Origin of the sequence: Candidatus Bartonella washoeensis Sb944nv (assembly GCF_000278135.1) — a bacterium.
Lineage (GTDB): Bacteria > Pseudomonadota > Alphaproteobacteria > Rhizobiales > Rhizobiaceae > Bartonella > Bartonella washoeensis.
The window spans coordinates 244403-260817 of sequence record NZ_JH725023.1 but is presented as its reverse complement, the minus strand read 5'-3'; the positions used below and the strand labels follow the sequence as shown (position 1 = coordinate 260817).

Genomic DNA, 16415 nt, shown 5'->3' with positions numbered 1-16415 from the left:
GTGATTGGAGATGCAATCTATTCAAAGAAAGCTAGCTTGATGACAGATCGATGAGGGGTAATCTTTGTTCTATAGGTTAAGGAAGAGATTAAATGATGTGCTAATGTTTATAGCACAATGTAATAGAAACTGTTTGAAAAGAGATGGTATTGTTCATTAAAGATTTATATTCATTTAAGATTGGAAGAAAAGTTAAAATTTTATTCCTGGAATGCTTAAAGGGTTTTCCAGTATCGCGGTTTTGTCTGCAGTATCTATTGCTGGTTTGTTTAAAAAAGCATTGAAGAGTTTTTGTATCGCTTCTTTTTCAACACCATCGGCAATGATGACAAAACGGGTTTGTGTGATTCCTTTTGGCCATGCTGATAATCTTATTGGTGGATGGAAAAATCCCTGTACACCATGCAACACAAGTGGGCGCTGTGGGTCATCATGTAATGCGATAATTGCTTTGATACGTAGTAATTTTGCACCATATAGATCTTTTAGAAGATCTAAAAAAGCGTCGATAGAGGCGTAATCAATGGGCTCTTCACAGTCTAGGGAAAAAGCACGAATAGGCCATTGGTGAACATGATCGTCGCAAGTAGTGGTGCACCGTTGTTTCACTTGTGTATTTTCTGTTTTTTCATTCCAGAATGTTTTACTTATTAACGCACTTGAACAGCAATTTTCAGAATGGACATCGATGATTTGCGCTGTAGGATTAATCGCTCTAAGTGTGTTCAGGAGCGTATTTGAAAGTGTTTTTGGGTCAGTAAGGTCTGTTTTTGTGAGGATAATTTTGTCAGCAAGTGCTAATTGTTTTTGTATTTCAGGATAGCGTTCGATTATGGAAGGCGTGCTTAATGTATCAAATGTTGCAAGCACAGTGTCGATTGACAATGCTTGAATTAAGAGTGGATGGCTTAAAAGAGCTTGTAAAATAGGAACTGGATCAGCCAACCCTGTTGTTTCAATGATAATGCGATTAAGTTGTTTTAGATTTCCTGTATGAACGCGATCAATCAGATCAGTCAATGTATCGATCAGGTCACTGCGCAAATTGCAGCATAAGCAACCATTTGCGAGTTCGATAATACCTTCTGTCGTTTTTTCAACCAGAAGATGGTCAATACTTACTTCACCGAATTCATTGATGATAACGGCGCACTCAGCCAAACAAGGATCTCGCAATATACGATTGAGCAAAGTCGTTTTGCCAGAGCCTAAAAAGCCGGTTATAAGAGTAAGAGGAATGCGTGCTATTTCCATATTCATGAGCGATTATGGTTTGCTGCTTTTGTTATAGGGTGGTTTGCTTGTTTTTTATGCGGAATGTGGAATTTTTTTAGCGGTGCTCCTTTAGATTTACGCGTTGGTGGTTTAGAAATCAGGCGTACTGGTAACGGAAGAGAGGGGGTAGGTGAAGCAGTGATCAAAGGTGAAGTAAGAATCACATTTCCTTGATCATCATAAGAATTCGCTTGTATTTTTGTGGCTTCAGCTGTGCATGTTTGTTGTTTCATGTCGGTTGCTTGTGCCATTTTTGTTCCATAAGGTTCTAGTGTTGCCAATGTTAATTGCGGCGATCCTTGGTGAAAAAAGCCTGCTTCAAGAAGTTGTGCAGCTTTTTCTTCTCTTTCACTCACATTATTAGATCCTAAAATGACAGCGATAATCGTGCGGTTATTGCGGGTTGCTGAGGCAACAAGATTGAAGCCAGAGGCACAAATAAAACCTGTTTTCATGCCATCTATTCCATTAAAGCGACCAATGAGATTGTTTGAATTGGGTTGGATTTTTCGTTTGTTACCAAAATCAATCGCTGGAATAGAAAAATAATGAGCATATTGAGGAAATTCTCGACGAATCTGAACCGCTAAAAGAGCGATATCGCGTGCTGTGGAGTAATTGTGTGAGTCTGGTAATCCACTTGCATTCGCGAAATGCGTGCCAAACATACCTAAACGTTGAGCTTCAGCATTCATTTGTTGCACAAAAGCCTCTTGGGAACCAGCAACCGCTTCACTCATGGCAATGGCCAAATCATTGGTGGATTTAACCATGGTAATACTTAAGGCTGTATCAAGTGTGAGGACAGAACCTGCTTTATAGCCTGAACGATGCGCAGGAGCTTTTGCTGCATATTCGCTGATGGTGATGTGTTTTTTGGGTGAAATTTCCCCTGTGCTCATGGCTCGGAAAATGATATAAGCAGTCATTAATTTTGTTAAGGAGGCTGGATACCAACGCTCAAAAGCTTGGTTGTGCTCTAGAATACGTCCAGTTGCAACATCAACAGAAAGAAAAGGTTGAGCCAAAGCGAAGGTGCTCGTCAAACTCAAAACGAAAGAAAAAAACAATTTATGGAAGAGTCGTCGCATTTGAGTGAAGTCCAATACCTTCCTATCAGTGATTTAGAAATGTTTTAATGTAGCACACAATGCTTTTGAGTCCATAACAGAGAGGAGAGATGGTTAATATCATAGCAGTTTTTCTTTAGAGATAAAAACCGTTCATTATCTATCTTGAATTTAGTTTTACACTTTTAAATTGCTAAGTAACTCACATTTCTGTTTGTAGTGTGTTTTAATAGGATCATGCTTTTCATGAAAAATAGTGCGCTATTGTGTTGCTATTCACGGTTGTGTTTAAAGAGCCATCCCTCGCCTTGGAGTTCTTAATGCCATCTTTCATGTTGCACTCGCTCTTACAATAAGAAGGTTCATAAAGGCATATCCTCTTGTGAGGTGCAAGAAAAGAATTTTTTGATTCAGAATCAGAGGATTTAAAATGAGAAAATATCCTTGTATTTTTTATTCTCCACTCCATTAGGGAAGAGTGATGAATTCTCTTGATAAATCAAATTACTACTTCATGATGACTTAGCTTTTGAAGCTTTTTAACAGCACAAGGTGGCATAGGAGGAGGGCTAGGATCTTGTGCTGCTAATAAAAGCAACTCATCACAGGCTTTTTCTGTTTTTTGGACGAGTTGGTTTAGAAAATCACGTTTGCTTAAACCGGCATCTATGGGGGGAAGAATGCGAACACGGATTGTTCCAGGATAACGGCGAAAATTGTTGCGTGGCCAATATAAACCGGCATTGTGCGCAATGGGCACAACTTGGAGTCCAAGTTCATTGTAGAGAGCAACAATTCCAGATTTATAATCTGGTTCTTGACCAGGCTGTCGGCGCGTCCCTTCAGGAAAAATCAGAATTTGTCGCCCTTGTTTTGTTTTTTCTTTTGCTTTTTGTATGATGGTTTTTAAGGCTTTAATGGGCGTTGTTCGGTTAATTGGGATAATTTGCGTTTTTGCCATATACCAACCAAAAAATGGAATCCATGTCAGTTCACGTTTTAGGATGAGAGCGGGATCATCAAAATAGGGGACAAGGCTAAAGGTTTCCCACGCAGATTGATGTTTTGGAGCGATGATATAGGCTCCGTTTGGAAGATTTTCTAATCCTTCAATTTCGTAGTTTGTGCCTGCAATGTATTTTTGCAAAAAGAGTGTGACGCGCGCCCATGTTTTAGGCACAATCCACGCTTTTTTGCGTGGCATTAAAAAATAAAAGGGTGCATAAAGAATCATTTGCACTAAGGTTGTTGTATAAAAGGTGAATGTAAAAAGAAGAGAACGAAGGATGAGCACTAACTTTTCCATTTTATATCTGCAAGAAGACTGTGTATATAACTATTTTACGTGAGAAAATATCTCTCTTTTAGGTTTTTTCAAACATCTATTTTTTGCAGGAACTTATTTTGCGATACTTAAAAACATAAGGAAAGGGGCTGATGAAAGTACAGGTTGGCCAAAACGCTCTTTTTATTCCGCGAATTTTATCTATTGCGGGAACTGATCCTTCCGGTGGTGCTGGAATGCAAGCCGATTTAAAAGCTTTTTCAGCAATGAGAACCTATGGCATGAGTGTGGTTACAGCTGTGGTTGCACAAAACACACAAGGTGTGCGTGCTTTTCATGCATTGGATGCATCTTTTGTTGCCGATCAAATTGATTCGGTTTTTGAAGATGTTCATGTTGATGCAGTTAAAATTGGTATGGTAGCAAATGCGCAGATTGCTCAGATTATTGCAGAGCGCTTAGCTTACCATAAAGCTCATTTTATTGTTTTTGATCCAGTTATGGTAGCAAAAAGTGGCGATGTCCTTTTACAACCTGATGCGATTGAAATTATTCGTGATGTTCTTGTTCCGATGTCAACTTTGATTACGCCCAATTTACCTGAGGCAGAACTGTTGTTGGGATGTGAAGTGCAATGGTCGTTAAACGCTATGTACCAATATGGTCCGCAACTTTTGACACTTGGTTGTGGTGCGGTTTTATTAAAAGGTGGGCATTTAAATACCCTTGCTCATACAGATGAGGCCAATTATGACCACTCTAGCCCAGATCTTTATTGTGATTCTGAAGGGATTGTAGCGCTGGAAGCTTTACGTCTTATAACCACCAACGATCATGGTACAGGCTGTACTATTGCTGCTGCAATTGCAGCACTTTTACCGACAGAGCCTTTAGTTTGTGCGGTAAAAAGAGCAAAGAACTATCTTAATAATACTTTAGCGGCTTCAAGTGTTTTGCAAGTAGGAAAAGGACGCGGTCCTGTTCATCATTTTTGTGAATTGTGGAGTGAAAGACAAAGGAGCAATCTTTAAAAAAGCGATAGTTTTAGAAGCAATTACACATTATAATTGAACAGTCAGTTTTGTACTAAGTGGGAAAAGGTAGGAATACGTGGTAGTTTGTTGTTTTTGTGTATAATTTTTACCATTAAATGCGCGTTTTGTCAAAATAGATTTTGACACCTAAAATTGCGAAAAAGAGTGGAAATCAGAAAAAATGCGTTTCAAAGGTAAAAATGAGAGAAGGCTTTGAAAGGTCTTTGAAAATGCTTTGAAGATTTTCAAAAAGTCTGTGAAAGCCTAAAAAACCAGCTTTGAAGATCCTTTGAGAACCTCTTAAAAAACTTTTGAAAAAAAACAAATTGGTACAAAATCTGCTATCAAATTATACAAAACCTAATGGCAAGCTACACAAGCTACATTAAACAAGATCGGTATACAAACCATGGAGCGGGCGATGGGATTCGAACCCACGACCCCAACCTTGGCAAGGTTGTGCTCTACCCCTGAGCTACACCCGCTCATAATTCACTAAACGTTGTCTGTATGGCGTAGCCTTATCCGAATTGCAACAAAAAAATAACATTTCAACGTGAATTATTTTTCAAGATTAAAAAAATGTAAATAAAGATTGATTTTGAGAGTTCTCTTCAATAGATTATTCTACGCGATTGTTGCAAATCTAGGTGGAGCGGTAATGTTTAGAGTGATGGGGTTTAGAGTCATAGGTTTGTGTTTTGTTATTATAGCTATTTTTACGATGAATAGCTTTGCAAAAACAACAGAGAAAGTTAAGGTGGCAATTACACAGATTATGTTGCATCCTGCTGCCGATCAAGTTCGCAAAGGGGTAGAGGATGCCCTTGCAGAAAATGGCTATAAAGAGGGTGAAAATTTCGAACTCACTTTTTTATCAGCGCAGGGCAATATTTCTACAGCAACGCAGATTGCACGTAAATTTGTTGGTGATAAGCCTGATGTAATTGTTGCAATTAGTACGCCTTCAGCACAGACAGTGCTTGCGGCAACCAAAACAATTCCTATTGTTTTTGCTGCAATTTCTGATCCTATTGGAGCAAAAATAGTTTCTTCACTCACCAAACCTGGTGGCAATGTGACAGGAACTTCTGATCGTATAGATATTGCGCAAAGTCTTAAACTTTTGCAGGAAGTAAAACCAGATTTGAAAAAACTTGGTTACCTTTATAATGCCTCTGAAGCTAATTCTGTTTCAACACTTAAAGTGTTAAAAGATGTAGCAAATGAGGTTGGAATTGAAGTCGTTCCTTCATCAGCGCCCAAACCTTCTGATGTTCAGGCGGCAACACGGGCTTTAATTGGTAAGGTGGATATCATTTTTATTCCCGCTGATAATACAGTTCTTTCTGTTTTAGAGGGAGCAGCAAAAGTTACACAGGAAGCGAATATTCCTTTATTTACTGTTGATTCTAATTCTATGGGAAGAGGTCCTTTTATGACGCAGGGCGTAAATTTCTATGATATAGGAGTTGATGCTGGGAAATTGGTTGTGCGTATTTTAAAAGGTGAAAAACCTGGTGATATTGATGTTGTGCAGGCGGCTAATAATGACATCCGTATTGATATGAAAGCAGCCCAAAAAGCTGGTATTGTTATTCCGCAGGCGGTTATTGAACGCGCGACAAAAATTATTCAATAGGCTTCTCTTAACATATGTTGAGACGATAAAAATACTTAAGTTTTCATGGGGGTGGTCTTTGGATGAATATATTTGCGTTTTCTGGTGCTGTAGAGTTGGGTCTTATTTATGCGTTTGTCGCAATTGGGGTTTATCTCTCGTTTCGCGTTTTAGATTTTCCTGATTTAACTGTCGACGGCTCCTTTCTTCTTGGGTCATGTGTCTGTGGCATTTTGATTCTTTTAGGTTTCAATGCATGGATGGCTATGGCATGCGCTTTTTGTGCAGGTATGGTAGCTGGTTTATTAACAGCTTTGCTGAATTTGCGTTTTGGTATTTTAAATCTTTTGGCTTCAATTTTAACAATGTCAGCGCTTTATACAGTTAATCTTCGTATTATGGGGATTATGGGTGGGTCTAATGTCAATTTAGCGCTTGCTGATACTGCTTTAACTCCCTTTTATGACATGTTTGGCTTGCTTGATATTTTTGTACGTCCTCTTTTTGTTGGTTCTGTATTACTGGTTGTGGCATTTTTGATTTGGCGCTTTTTGGAAAGTGAGATGGGTCTTGCTATGCGAGCCATGGGAGCCAATCCGCGTATGGCTACAGCGCAAGGGGTTCATACGTCGGCGTTAATTTATTTTGGCATGGGTCTTTCAAATGCGTGCGTTGCACTTGGAGGTTCCCTTTATATTCAAACCGCGATTGCTACTGATATTACCGGTGGAGCTGGTACGATTGTTTTCGGTTTAGCTGCCGTTATTATTGGTGAAACATTATTTCGTACGCGCAATATTTTTTGGATTATTGTGAGCTGTATTGTCGGATCTGTTCTTTATCGTGTAGCAGTGCAGTTTGCATTTGAGGCACATGGGATTGGTATTGATACGTCGACGGATCTTCAGTTGATCACTGCGCTTTTAGTCGTTTCAACCCTTGCTGTATCACGCTATTGGGGGAGGGGTAAACATGATTGAATTCTCTCATGTTGGGGTTACTTTTAAACCACAAACCCCTTTGGAAAAACAGGCTTTAATTGACATCAATCTCAAGATTGAGAGGAGCAGTTTTGTTACTATTATTGGGTCAAATGGTGCTGGTAAATCAACTTTGCTTAGTGTTTTAGCGGGCGCAATTCTTCCCACGACAGGAAAAGTAGTGATCAATGGGCACAATGTTTCCAGGCAGTCGATAAGTGAGCGAGCTGGAAAGGTTGCTTGTGTTTTTCAAGATTCATTGGTGGGAAGTTGTGGTTCTTTAACAATTGAAGAAAATTTGGCTCTTGCAGCTCTTCGGGGAAGACGTCGTAGTTTGCGCGCAGCTTTAAATCATGAAAAACGGCAGTTTTTCCGAAATGAAATTGCTAAATTAGGTATTGGTCTTGAGGCATATATTCATAATCCTATGGACAGTTTGTCAGGTGGACAGCGTCAAGCAGTTTGTCTTGTTATGGCCACTTTAGCACATGCGGATGTTTTATTGCTTGATGAACATACTTCAGCATTAGATCCAGGAATGGCTGATTTTGTGATGCAATTGACAGAAAAAATTGTTGAAGAGAAAAAATTAACAACTATTATGGTGACGCATTCGATGCGTCAAGCTCTTGATCATGGAGATCGCACACTGATGTTACATGGGGGGAAAGTGATTTTAGATGTGCGTCAAGAAGAACGTAAAGGATTGGATGTCAGTGATCTTATAGGCATGTTCCAAAAGGTTCGTGGTGAAGTTCTTGATGATGATGAACTCTTAATGGATTAATACTTTGGCTCAGAAAAAAGCGCATGAAGTTGATCAATTTCTAACGCGCTTTTCGCGTGTCTTTCCTATTGTTCTCATTTACGGACCTGATCGTGGTCTTGTTTGTGAGCGTGTACAGCGTTTTATTAAAATTACCCAGGTAGCCATAGAAGATCCTTTTTCCACTGTTCGTTTGGATGCTGGCGAGATTGATAAAGATCCTGCTCGATTGTTAGATGAGGCACGCACTTTATCGCTTTTTGGTGGTGATCGTTTGATATGGGTGTCTAATGGCGCTAATCAAAAAAACTTCCTTGCAGCTTTGAAGCTTTTAATCAAAGAACCACCGGAAAAAAGTTTTATTCTCATTGAGGCAGGCGATCTCAAAAAAGGGACAGGGCTGCGTAATGTTATTGAGCCGGCAGCGATAGCAATGGCTTTGCCCTGTTTTGCGGATGATATCCGTGCTCTTGATGTATTAATTGATGAAGTCCTAGGTCATTTTAACATGACCCTTTCTTTGGATGCACGCAAGTGGTTGCTCCATCATTTAGGAGGGGATCATCTTGTTTCGCGTGGTGAATTGGAAAAGCTCTGTCTTTATGCCTTTGAGAAAACACATATTGCTCTTGAAGATGTGAAAGCTGTGGTAAGTGATGTCAGTGCACTTTCTCAAGATGAAGTGATAGATGCTGTTTTATTGGGAGATGTGCGAAGTTTTGAAACGTATTTTAGCCGACATGCAAGTATACAAAGTACACTTTTTTTTATTTTGAATACTGCGCAAAGGCATTTTCAGCAATTACAACTTTTACGTTATCAAGTAGATGTTGAAGGTAAAAGCGCTTTTACAGCGATTTCTCAAGCACAGCCTCCCATTTTTTTTCAGCGGAAAAAAACTGTTGAACGTGCCTTGAGCTATTGGGGGGGAGAGCAAATTTCTTATGCAATGGAGCGAATCCAACGTGCTGTTTTAGATAGTCGTAAAAATCCGCATTTGGGTGAAGCTATCATTCGTCAAACCTTGTTGGGGCTAGCAATTGTTGCACGACGCCAAATGGCTGCGTAAAATATTGAAATGCATTAGGAAATTTTATTTACAGACTTTGAAAGCTTTATGAAATACACTTTTTATGTCTGATAAGATTGTATTTGTACACTTGGTAAAAGGACAACATCATTTTTATCAATTAACCTATCTAAAACCTATTTAATAAGAAGAATTTTAAAGGTGTTTATTGTTATTGATCCTTCTTTGTTGAGAGCGCACGTTTGCCTCATGTTGTTTTGATTGATGGTGCTGGGGGGAAATCTTTTAGAATTACGGCATTTTTTGCATGCGTTTTTTAGCTGAATTTTTAACATTCGAAAAAGTTGTATTAATTGTTGCTGTGTTAGCGGTTTACGCGATGTAACCTAAGCGCTCTGCGAAGTATTGCCATCTGCTTACAGTGTAGCGAGTTTTTTGGAATAAAACTTGTGATATTTTGTACAGAGCGGTTGTTTTTATTGATCAAAAACTTATAAAAAAGGATTTTATCCTGTGCAGTTTTGAATGCTTATTAGGCAATGAATTGACAAATTTTAGAGCTTGGTGTTACGTTTTTTCTTACCAATTTTCTGGGGCATTATTTCAAATAAAAATGATCTGTTAGTGGTTTGCGTAGATGATTAGTGAGTGGCGCATGATTTAATAAATTTATTTTCTTGTGTTAATTTTGTTTTTTTGCCGTTTTCAAAGAGTTTTTAAAGGTGAAAGATGTTTCGTATTCAGTTTGAAAAAATAGCACTCATTGGAATCGGTTTGATAGGATCTTCTTTAGCAAGAGTCATTAAAAAGAAAAATATCGCAGCTCAAATTTCTATTGCAACGCGTCGTCCAGAAACTCTAAAAAGGGCGCGCGAATTGCAGCTTGGGGATTTTTATACAACGGATAATGCAAAAGCTGTTAAGGGAGCAGATTTGGTTATTCTTTCTGTTCCCGTTGGGGCAAGTGCTGAAGTAGCAAAAACCATTCGGGATCATTTAAAACCTGGCGCAATTGTGAGTGATGTTGGTTCTACAAAAGCATTGGTTATTGCGCAAACAGCACCTTTATTGCCAAAAACGGTTCATTTTATTCCCGGTCATCCAATTGCTGGAACGGAATATTCAGGACCGGAAGCCGGTTTTGCTGATTTGTTTATGAATCGCTGGTGTATTTTAACGCCTTCTGCTGAGACTGATACTACGGCTATAGCGCAATTGACGGCATTTTGGGAAGCTTGTGGTGCGCGTGTCGAAAAGATGGATCCTAAACATCACGATCTTGTTTTGGCTATTGTTTCGCATTTGCCGCATTTGATTGCTTATAATACTGTTGGGACGGCTAGTGATTTAGAAAAGGTAACGAATTCAGAAGTTATTGCATATTCTGCTTCAGGTTTTCGTGATTTTACCCGTTTGGCATCTTCTGATCCTGTTATGTGGCGCGATATTTGTTTGCATAATAAGGATGCTATTTTAGAAATGTTGAGCCGTTTTAGTGAAGGGCTTTCTTCTTTGGAACGAGCAATTCGTTTGGGTGATGGTGAGACACTGTTTAATTTTTTTACGCGTACGCGTGCTATACGCCGCAATATTATTGATGCTGGGCAGGAAATTGATGCTCCTGATTTTGGGCGTCATAGTGTTTCTAGAGAGTCCACGTAAAACTGAAGAGTTTTTGTTGAATTTTGTTGGTCTTTTCTAGAAAACTATAAGAAGTTTTTTCTTTATTCGTTTTAAGTCATGGATTAGAATAAAAAAGAGTGGTGGTGCCCCGATGCAGCTTCACGACTTCAAAAAAGGTTTTATGTGTGCAAGATTATAATGCTTGGCTCTCTATATGGCGTATAATGTATAAAAGAGATCGTTGATTTATAAGAGAAATAAAAAAGTTAAGTCGTTGCCAAGCGTTTATATAATGCACCGTTGTTTTTATTTTCTTTAAGCGCTGTTTATGGATAATCACATGTGGTGTGTTTATGCTTGAGTTGCTCTCCAGCTGTGGTTGGTATGTTAAGGAAATCAAAAAAATCATGTGTCGTATATCCAAGTTTGCAATAAAGATCACGTGTCTTTTGGTATGCTTTATGCAGATCCATGCATTTTTTTATCAATAATATCGAGAGTTGGCGTATGTACAAATCTCCATTGTTTTTAGCTTTTAATGAGAAAATTTTTTGATTCGTTCTTTTTTTGTTTTGGTATAGAGTTGGGCTTGACCGAATTGGTTATTGCCCTTTATATTAAAAAATGTTTTTTTTACAGTTTTGATAATTTTTGTAGAGTTTGAATAGACTAAGGAAGAGTGTTACCAGAAAGTATTGAGATTTGTTAAGAAATATCTTTTGGTATAGCTATCATATTCTTGTTGACGCAATAAGCCATTACTGGCGTGATAACGGGAGTGCTTTTGCGAGCCATGTCGCGCTTTCAGGGCTTTTAGCATTTTTTCCTTTTTTTATTTTTGGAACTTCTCTTGCCAGTTTTCTTGGTGCGTTTACGTATACGCCGAAAAAAATCAAAGCACTTTTGCAGTTATTGCCAGATGTTATTGCAGAGCCTTTATCTCAGGAAATTATCAATGTTTTAACTGTTCAACGCGGGGGATTGTTAACGGTTTCTGTTATTGGAGCAGCTTATTTTGCTTCTAATGGAATAGAGGCTTTGCGCACGGCCTTAAATAAAGCGTATCGTGTGGTTGATCGGCGTAGTTTGTTATTTTGCCGTTTCCAAAGTTTGTTTTTTGTGATTGTTGGAGCCATTGGTCTTGTTGTAATCAGCTTTTTGTTAATTTTAGCACCTTTGCTTATCAAAATCATGCAAAAACATTCTTTTTTCATGACCGAATATATTGGTGTAATTCGTCTATGGCGTTACATAATTGCAGCTGTTGTTCTCTTTGTAAGTCTTTTGATTGTTCATAAATGGCTACCAGCAGGACGACGCAAATTTATAGATATTTTACCAGGAATTGTAGTGACAATGTTTGTATGGTTTATGGCTTCCATTGCTTTTGCACAATATTTAACAATGTTTGATTATATTTCTACTTATGCAGGGTTAGCATCTATAATGGTTGCCATAATTTTTCTTTACGTGTTAAGTGCAATCTTTATTTTGGGGGGCGAAATAAACGCGGCGATAATGTTTTATCGGTGCCACCATTTGCAATATTCAGATGAATGAAAGAACTTGTTGTTGCGTGAAAACCAAGAGACGAATACACGAATAAAACCTGCCATCACTTTGTTGATTGATGCGGATGCTTGTCCTGTAAAACCTGAAATTTATCGTGTTATGAACCGTTACCAGCTCAAAACATTTTTTGTGGCTAATCGTTTTTTGGTTCTTCCAGATGAAGTGCTTCTTGAAAAAGTGATTGTCTCTGAAGAGCCTGATAGTGCAGATAATTGGATTGTAGAGCATGTGCATGAGGCTAGTATTGTTATCACAAGTGATATTCTTTTAGCGGCACGTGTTGTGAGGGCTGGAGGTATTTGTCTTTCGCCGACAGGGCGCATTTTTGATATAAATTCAATTGGTCAAGCTTTGGCAATACGCAATTTGACGGAAGATTTACGGGGACAGGGCAGTATAACAGGTGGCCCCCGTCCTTTTTGTCACAAAGATCGGTCTGCTTTTTTATCAGCGTTGGATCTCGTTATACAACGTTTAAAAAGGCGCGGTTATTAGGTTATTGTGCTTCTTTTATGACAGCTTTTATAAGCGCTTTAGCATCATTATTGGCCCATGGAGCTGCACCATTGAAGGAAGCAATGAGATACCCTTCTTTATCAATGAGAAATGTGATAGGCAATCCTAAGGCAAGTCCCTGTTTTTTAACTCTGTTGAAAATATCCATTGTTTCATCGCGATAGTAAAGCAAATTATCCGCATGAACATTTTGTAAAAATTGCTGAATTTTTTCAGGAGAAGCAGCTTTATCAATGTTAATAGCCATGACATCGAAATTTTCTCCTTCAAATTCACGTTTTAATTGTGCCAATTCTGGCATTTCCGCGCGGCATGGTGTGCACCAAATAGCCCACAGATTGATCAGCATTGGTTTTCCGGTAAATTCGCTGAGTTTACGGTCTTTCCCTTGACTATCTTTAAAAGTAAGTTGGTTCATATCATAAGAAGATTCAGCAAATCGCATGTGCGCAAAAAAGCCTTTTGCGGATTTTTTTATTGCCATAATTTTTTCTGTTTGTGTTTTGTCGGTGTTTATTTCTTGTGCTTTTGCTGTTGAAATAAAATTGAAAAGGAAAAACTCTCTTTTGTTATCGTGGTTTATTGTTGCGTATAAACTCAAGGCAATGATAAAAGATGCAAGAAGGAATTGCATTTTTTTATTTTTCTTTTTTAGGTTTTTAAAAAATTGAGGAAACATAATTTTGTCCTTTTAATGGGTGTTTTCAAAGTATGATAGATGAGAAATTAAAGAACCAAATGTGGGGTGGTCGGTTCGCGGCAGGGCCTGCTGCAATTATGGAAGAAATTAACGCCTCAATTGATTTTGATCAAAAACTTTATCGACAAGATATTGAAGGTTCTCTTTCTCATGCGGCTATGTTAGCGCAAACGAAGATCATTTCACAATCAGATTATGAAAAAATTGTTTGTGGTTTAAAGCTTATTCGCCAAGAAATTGAAGATGGTAAATTTATTTTTTCCCGGAAGCTTGAAGATATTCATATGAATATTGAAGCGCGGCTGAGCGAATTGATTGGTCCTGTAGCTGGGCGTTTGCACACAGCCCGTTCACGCAATGATCAAGTTGCTGTTGATTTTCGCTTGTGGGTGCGTGAAGCAACGCAGAAAATAGCGCAAGCTTTAAAAGAATTGATAGAGCAATTGCTTATTCGAGCAGAACAAAATGTTGAGACCTTTATGCCAGGCTTTACGCATTTACAATCAGCACAACCCGTAACATTTGGCCATTATATGATGGCTTATGTTGAAATGTTTGGTCGGGATTTATCTCGGATGCGTGATGCTGTTGAGCGAATGAATGAGTCACCTTTAGGCGCTGGAGCTTTAGCAGGCACAGGCTTTCCGATTGATCGTTTTATGACAGCAGAAACGCTAGGTTTTCGTGAGCCGACACGCAATTCGATTGATAGTGTTTCGGATCGTGATTTTGCGTTAGAATTTTTAAGCGCTGGTGCTCTTTGTGCAATGCATCTTTCGCGATTAGCAGAAGAAATTGTCCTTTGGTCAAGTGCACAATTTGATTTTATTCGTTTATCGGATGCGTTTTCAACTGGTTCATCCATTATGCCACAAAAGAGAAATCCTGATGCTGCCGAACTTGTGCGTGCAAAAGTAGGACGTCTGAATGGTGCATTGATGGGGTTGTTAACGGTGATGAAAGGATTACCCCTTGCTTATTCGAAGGATATGCAAGAAGATAAGGAATATGTTTTTGATGGGGCTTTGAGTTTAGAATTATCCCTAGCCGCAATGACAGGGATTATTGGTGATTTGCAAGTCAACAAAGAAGCCATGAAACAAGCTGCTGATTCTGGTTATGCAACCGCAACAGATTTTGCCGATTGGCTTGTGCGTGAATTAGGGCTTCCTTTTCGTGAAGCACATCATATTACTGGCCGCGCTGTGGCATTAGCAGAAAAAAAACAATGTAATCTAAATGAGTTATCATTAATTGAGCTTCAAACAATATGTCCAGATATTAATGCAGCACTTTTTGATGTTTTGACGGTTGAAAAATCGGTTGAAAGCCGCAAAAGTTTTGGTGGTACTGCGCCTTCAGAAGTGCTTTATCAAATTGCCTATTGGAAAAGGCGCCTTGTAACTGCCTGAATGATTTTGTTTTAAACGCAGAAAATAAAAAAAGAGATATCAGTAGGGAGGAAAAGGGCATATGAAGATTATTTTAAGGAGTTTAACAATTGTCCTTTTGGGGAATGTTCTCCTCTTTGGCTGTGGGCGTAAAGGGGCATTAGAATTACCTTCTTCAACAGGAGTGGATTCTTCACAAGGGGCATTTGTTCCTCAAAGTACAGCAAATGAATCTTTTGTCCTTGATAGGTTGATACAATAGAGGTTTTTATGCGTTTTTTTTCTTATCATCAGGATGTGCTCCAAGCTGAAGGTCTTTCGCTTTTGGAACTTTCGCGTGATGTTGGAACGCCTTTTTATTGTTATTCAGCTGGCGCAATCGTTGCACATTTTAAAGACTATCAGGATGCATTTCGAGATATGCCGAGTTTAATTGCTTATGCGGTTAAAGCAAATTCCAATCAAGCGGTTTTGCAAATTTTAGCGAATAATGGAGCGGGGGCTGATGTGGTTTCAGAAGGGGAATTACGGCGTGTACTTGCTGTTGGTATTCCTGCACAGCGTATTGTGTATTCTGGTGTAGGTAAAACAGTGAGAGAGATAGATTTTGCCCTTGCACAGGATATTTATTGTTTTAACGTTGAATCAGAGCCCGAACTTGAACAATTATCTGCACGGGCTGTTGCACTCACGAAAACAGCACGTATTTCTTTGCGAATTAATCCAGATGTCGATGCGAAGACTCACAAGAAAATTACAACGGGTAAGTCTGAGAATAAATTTGGTATTCCGCTGTCTTTGGCGTGGGATACCTATAAAAAAGCAGCCCAATTACCCGGTCTTTGTGTGTGTGGTGTTGATCTCCATATTGGCAGTCAAATTTGTGATTTAAAGCCGTTTGAAGATGCATTTATTATTGCTGCAGATTTTGTGCGTCAATTATGGAATGATGGTCATGTAATAACCCATATTGATATTGGGGGCGGGCTTGGTATTCCTTATGGTTATGAGCAGCATCTAGTACCCTCCCCTTTTGATTATGCAGCACTGGTAAAGAAATATATTGCGCCTTTAGGAATCAATATTGTCCTAGAGCCTGGGCGTAGTATTGTTGGTGAAGCCGGTGTATTGGTGACATCGGTTGTGTATTTAAAAAAAGGGGAAGGACGGAACTTTGTTATTGTTGATGCGGCGATGAATGATTTTATGCGTCCGACGCTTTATGATGCGTGGCAAAATGTGATGCCAGTGAAAAAAACGCCTATAGATGCTCCACTGATCAATGCAGATATTGTTGGTCCTGTTTGTGAAACCGGTGATTATTTAGGCTTAGAACGTTCTTTGCCGGTGTTGAAAGCCGGTGATGTTTTGGCCATAACAGGAGCAGGGGCTTATGGCGCGGTGATGGCAAGTACTTATAATAGCCGGCTTTTGGTGCCAGAAGTTCTCGTTCAGGATATGCGTTATGCTGTTATTCGTCCACGCCTTGATTATGCGCAATTGATAGGCTGCGATCATATTCCAAATTGGATTGAGCCCAGATTAGATTGAG

15 protein-coding genes and 1 tRNA gene are annotated in these 16415 nt (G+C 39.0%); 11 read left to right on the top strand and 5 right to left on the bottom strand.

Annotation, left to right across the window (positions count from 1 at the left end; genetic code table 11):
* Positions 1-192: 192 nt before the first annotated feature.
* The 3 genes from MCQ_RS03690 to MCQ_RS03680 all read right to left on the bottom strand — a co-directional run bounded on the left by MCQ_RS03690 (position 193) and on the right by MCQ_RS03680 (position 3651).
* Entirely contained in the window at positions 193-1254 is a 1062-nt protein-coding gene (locus MCQ_RS03690; RefSeq protein WP_181461105.1) for a CobW family GTP-binding protein, read from the bottom strand.
* Between the two features lie 2 nt (positions 1255-1256).
* Positions 1257-2366, bottom strand: a complete 1110-nt coding sequence (locus MCQ_RS03685; protein WP_006923616.1) for a D-alanyl-D-alanine carboxypeptidase family protein — start codon at positions 2364-2366, stop codon at positions 1257-1259.
* A 478-nt stretch (positions 2367-2844) separates the two neighbouring features.
* Complete coding sequence (locus MCQ_RS03680; protein ID WP_006925918.1) at positions 2845-3651, bottom strand: lysophospholipid acyltransferase family protein; 807 nt, start codon at positions 3649-3651, stop codon at positions 2845-2847.
* Between the two features lie 131 nt (positions 3652-3782).
* Between MCQ_RS03680 and thiD the strand changes: the two genes are divergently transcribed.
* On the top strand, positions 3783-4661 hold the full coding sequence (gene thiD / locus MCQ_RS03675) for a bifunctional hydroxymethylpyrimidine kinase/phosphomethylpyrimidine kinase (RefSeq protein ID WP_006923614.1): 879 nt from the start codon (positions 3783-3785) through the stop codon (positions 4659-4661).
* Between the two features lie 413 nt (positions 4662-5074).
* Here thiD and MCQ_RS03670 read toward each other — a convergent pair.
* Positions 5075-5149 (bottom strand) — tRNA-Gly (locus tag MCQ_RS03670).
* 188 nt (positions 5150-5337) lie between these two features.
* On the opposite strand from MCQ_RS03670, the gene MCQ_RS03665 reads away from it, so the two are divergent.
* From MCQ_RS03665 to MCQ_RS03635, 7 genes are all read left to right on the top strand, one after another.
* Positions 5338-6306 carry an ABC transporter substrate-binding protein gene (locus MCQ_RS03665; protein ID WP_035007872.1) on the top strand — a complete coding sequence of 323 codons (969 nt, stop codon included), beginning with the start codon at positions 5338-5340 and terminating at the stop codon, positions 6304-6306.
* A 62-nt stretch (positions 6307-6368) separates the two neighbouring features.
* Positions 6369-7265: an ABC transporter permease gene (locus MCQ_RS03660; RefSeq protein WP_006923612.1), complete on the top strand. Its 897-nt coding sequence runs from the start codon at positions 6369-6371 to the stop codon at positions 7263-7265.
* Entirely contained in the window at positions 7258-8052 is a 795-nt protein-coding gene (locus MCQ_RS03655; protein ID WP_006923611.1) for an ABC transporter ATP-binding protein, read from the top strand. The genes MCQ_RS03660 and MCQ_RS03655 overlap by 8 nt, the downstream gene beginning before the upstream one ends.
* A gap of 4 nt (positions 8053-8056) precedes the next feature.
* Positions 8057-9100: a DNA polymerase III subunit delta gene (gene holA, locus MCQ_RS03650; RefSeq protein ID WP_006923610.1), complete on the top strand. Its 1044-nt coding sequence runs from the start codon at positions 8057-8059 to the stop codon at positions 9098-9100.
* A 690-nt stretch (positions 9101-9790) separates the two neighbouring features.
* Complete coding sequence (locus tag MCQ_RS03645; protein WP_006923609.1) at positions 9791-10723, top strand: prephenate/arogenate dehydrogenase family protein; 933 nt, start codon at positions 9791-9793, stop codon at positions 10721-10723.
* Positions 10724-11386: 663 nt separating this feature from the next.
* A complete protein-coding gene (locus MCQ_RS03640) occupies positions 11387-12244 on the top strand; it encodes a YihY/virulence factor BrkB family protein (protein WP_006923608.1) in 858 nt (285 codons plus the stop codon).
* A 12-nt stretch (positions 12245-12256) separates the two neighbouring features.
* Positions 12257-12751 carry a YaiI/YqxD family protein gene (locus tag MCQ_RS03635; RefSeq protein WP_006923607.1) on the top strand — a complete coding sequence of 165 codons (495 nt, stop codon included), beginning with the start codon at positions 12257-12259 and terminating at the stop codon, positions 12749-12751.
* 1 nt (position 12752) lies between these two features.
* On the opposite strand, the gene MCQ_RS03630 is transcribed toward MCQ_RS03635, so the two are convergent.
* Entirely contained in the window at positions 12753-13451 is a 699-nt protein-coding gene (locus tag MCQ_RS03630; protein WP_006923606.1) for a TlpA disulfide reductase family protein, read from the bottom strand.
* A 32-nt stretch (positions 13452-13483) separates the two neighbouring features.
* Here MCQ_RS03630 and argH point away from each other — a divergent pair, with 32 nt between their 5' ends.
* From argH to lysA, 3 genes are all read left to right on the top strand, one after another.
* Positions 13484-14884: an argininosuccinate lyase gene (gene argH, locus MCQ_RS03625; protein ID WP_006923605.1), complete on the top strand. Its 1401-nt coding sequence runs from the start codon at positions 13484-13486 to the stop codon at positions 14882-14884.
* 61 nt (positions 14885-14945) lie between these two features.
* Positions 14946-15125: an LPS translocon maturation chaperone LptM gene (gene lptM / locus MCQ_RS03620; RefSeq protein WP_006923604.1), complete on the top strand. Its 180-nt coding sequence runs from the start codon at positions 14946-14948 to the stop codon at positions 15123-15125.
* A gap of 8 nt (positions 15126-15133) precedes the next feature.
* Positions 15134-16414, top strand: coding sequence for a diaminopimelate decarboxylase (gene lysA / locus MCQ_RS03615; RefSeq protein WP_006923603.1), 1281 nt, complete (start codon positions 15134-15136; stop codon positions 16412-16414).
* Position 16415: the final 1 nt, after the last annotated feature.

Excerpts from the sequence above, each read along its gene's own strand:
- MCQ_RS03630 (WP_006923606.1), bottom strand. The coding sequence starts at position 13,451 with ATGTTTCCTCAATTTTTTAAAAACCTAAAAAAGAAAAATAAAAAAATG.
- lysA (WP_006923603.1), top strand. The coding sequence starts at position 15,134 with ATGCGTTTTTTTTCTTATCATCAGGATGTGCTCCAAGCTGAAGGTCTT.
- MCQ_RS03680 (WP_006925918.1), bottom strand. The coding sequence starts at position 3,651 with ATGGAAAAGTTAGTGCTCATCCTTCGTTCTCTTCTTTTTACATTCACC.
- argH (WP_006923605.1), top strand. The coding sequence starts at position 13,484 with ATGATAGATGAGAAATTAAAGAACCAAATGTGGGGTGGTCGGTTCGCG.
- thiD (WP_006923614.1), top strand. The coding sequence starts at position 3,783 with ATGAAAGTACAGGTTGGCCAAAACGCTCTTTTTATTCCGCGAATTTTA.
- MCQ_RS03690 (WP_181461105.1), bottom strand. The coding sequence starts at position 1,254 with ATGGAAATAGCACGCATTCCTCTTACTCTTATAACCGGCTTTTTAGGC.
- lptM (WP_006923604.1), top strand. The coding sequence starts at position 14,946 with ATGAAGATTATTTTAAGGAGTTTAACAATTGTCCTTTTGGGGAATGTT.
- MCQ_RS03645 (WP_006923609.1), top strand. The coding sequence starts at position 9,791 with ATGTTTCGTATTCAGTTTGAAAAAATAGCACTCATTGGAATCGGTTTG.
- MCQ_RS03655 (WP_006923611.1), top strand. The coding sequence starts at position 7,258 with ATGATTGAATTCTCTCATGTTGGGGTTACTTTTAAACCACAAACCCCT.
- MCQ_RS03665 (WP_035007872.1), top strand. The coding sequence starts at position 5,338 with ATGGGGTTTAGAGTCATAGGTTTGTGTTTTGTTATTATAGCTATTTTT.
- MCQ_RS03660 (WP_006923612.1), top strand. The coding sequence starts at position 6,369 with ATGAATATATTTGCGTTTTCTGGTGCTGTAGAGTTGGGTCTTATTTAT.
- MCQ_RS03685 (WP_006923616.1), bottom strand. The coding sequence starts at position 2,366 with ATGCGACGACTCTTCCATAAATTGTTTTTTTCTTTCGTTTTGAGTTTG.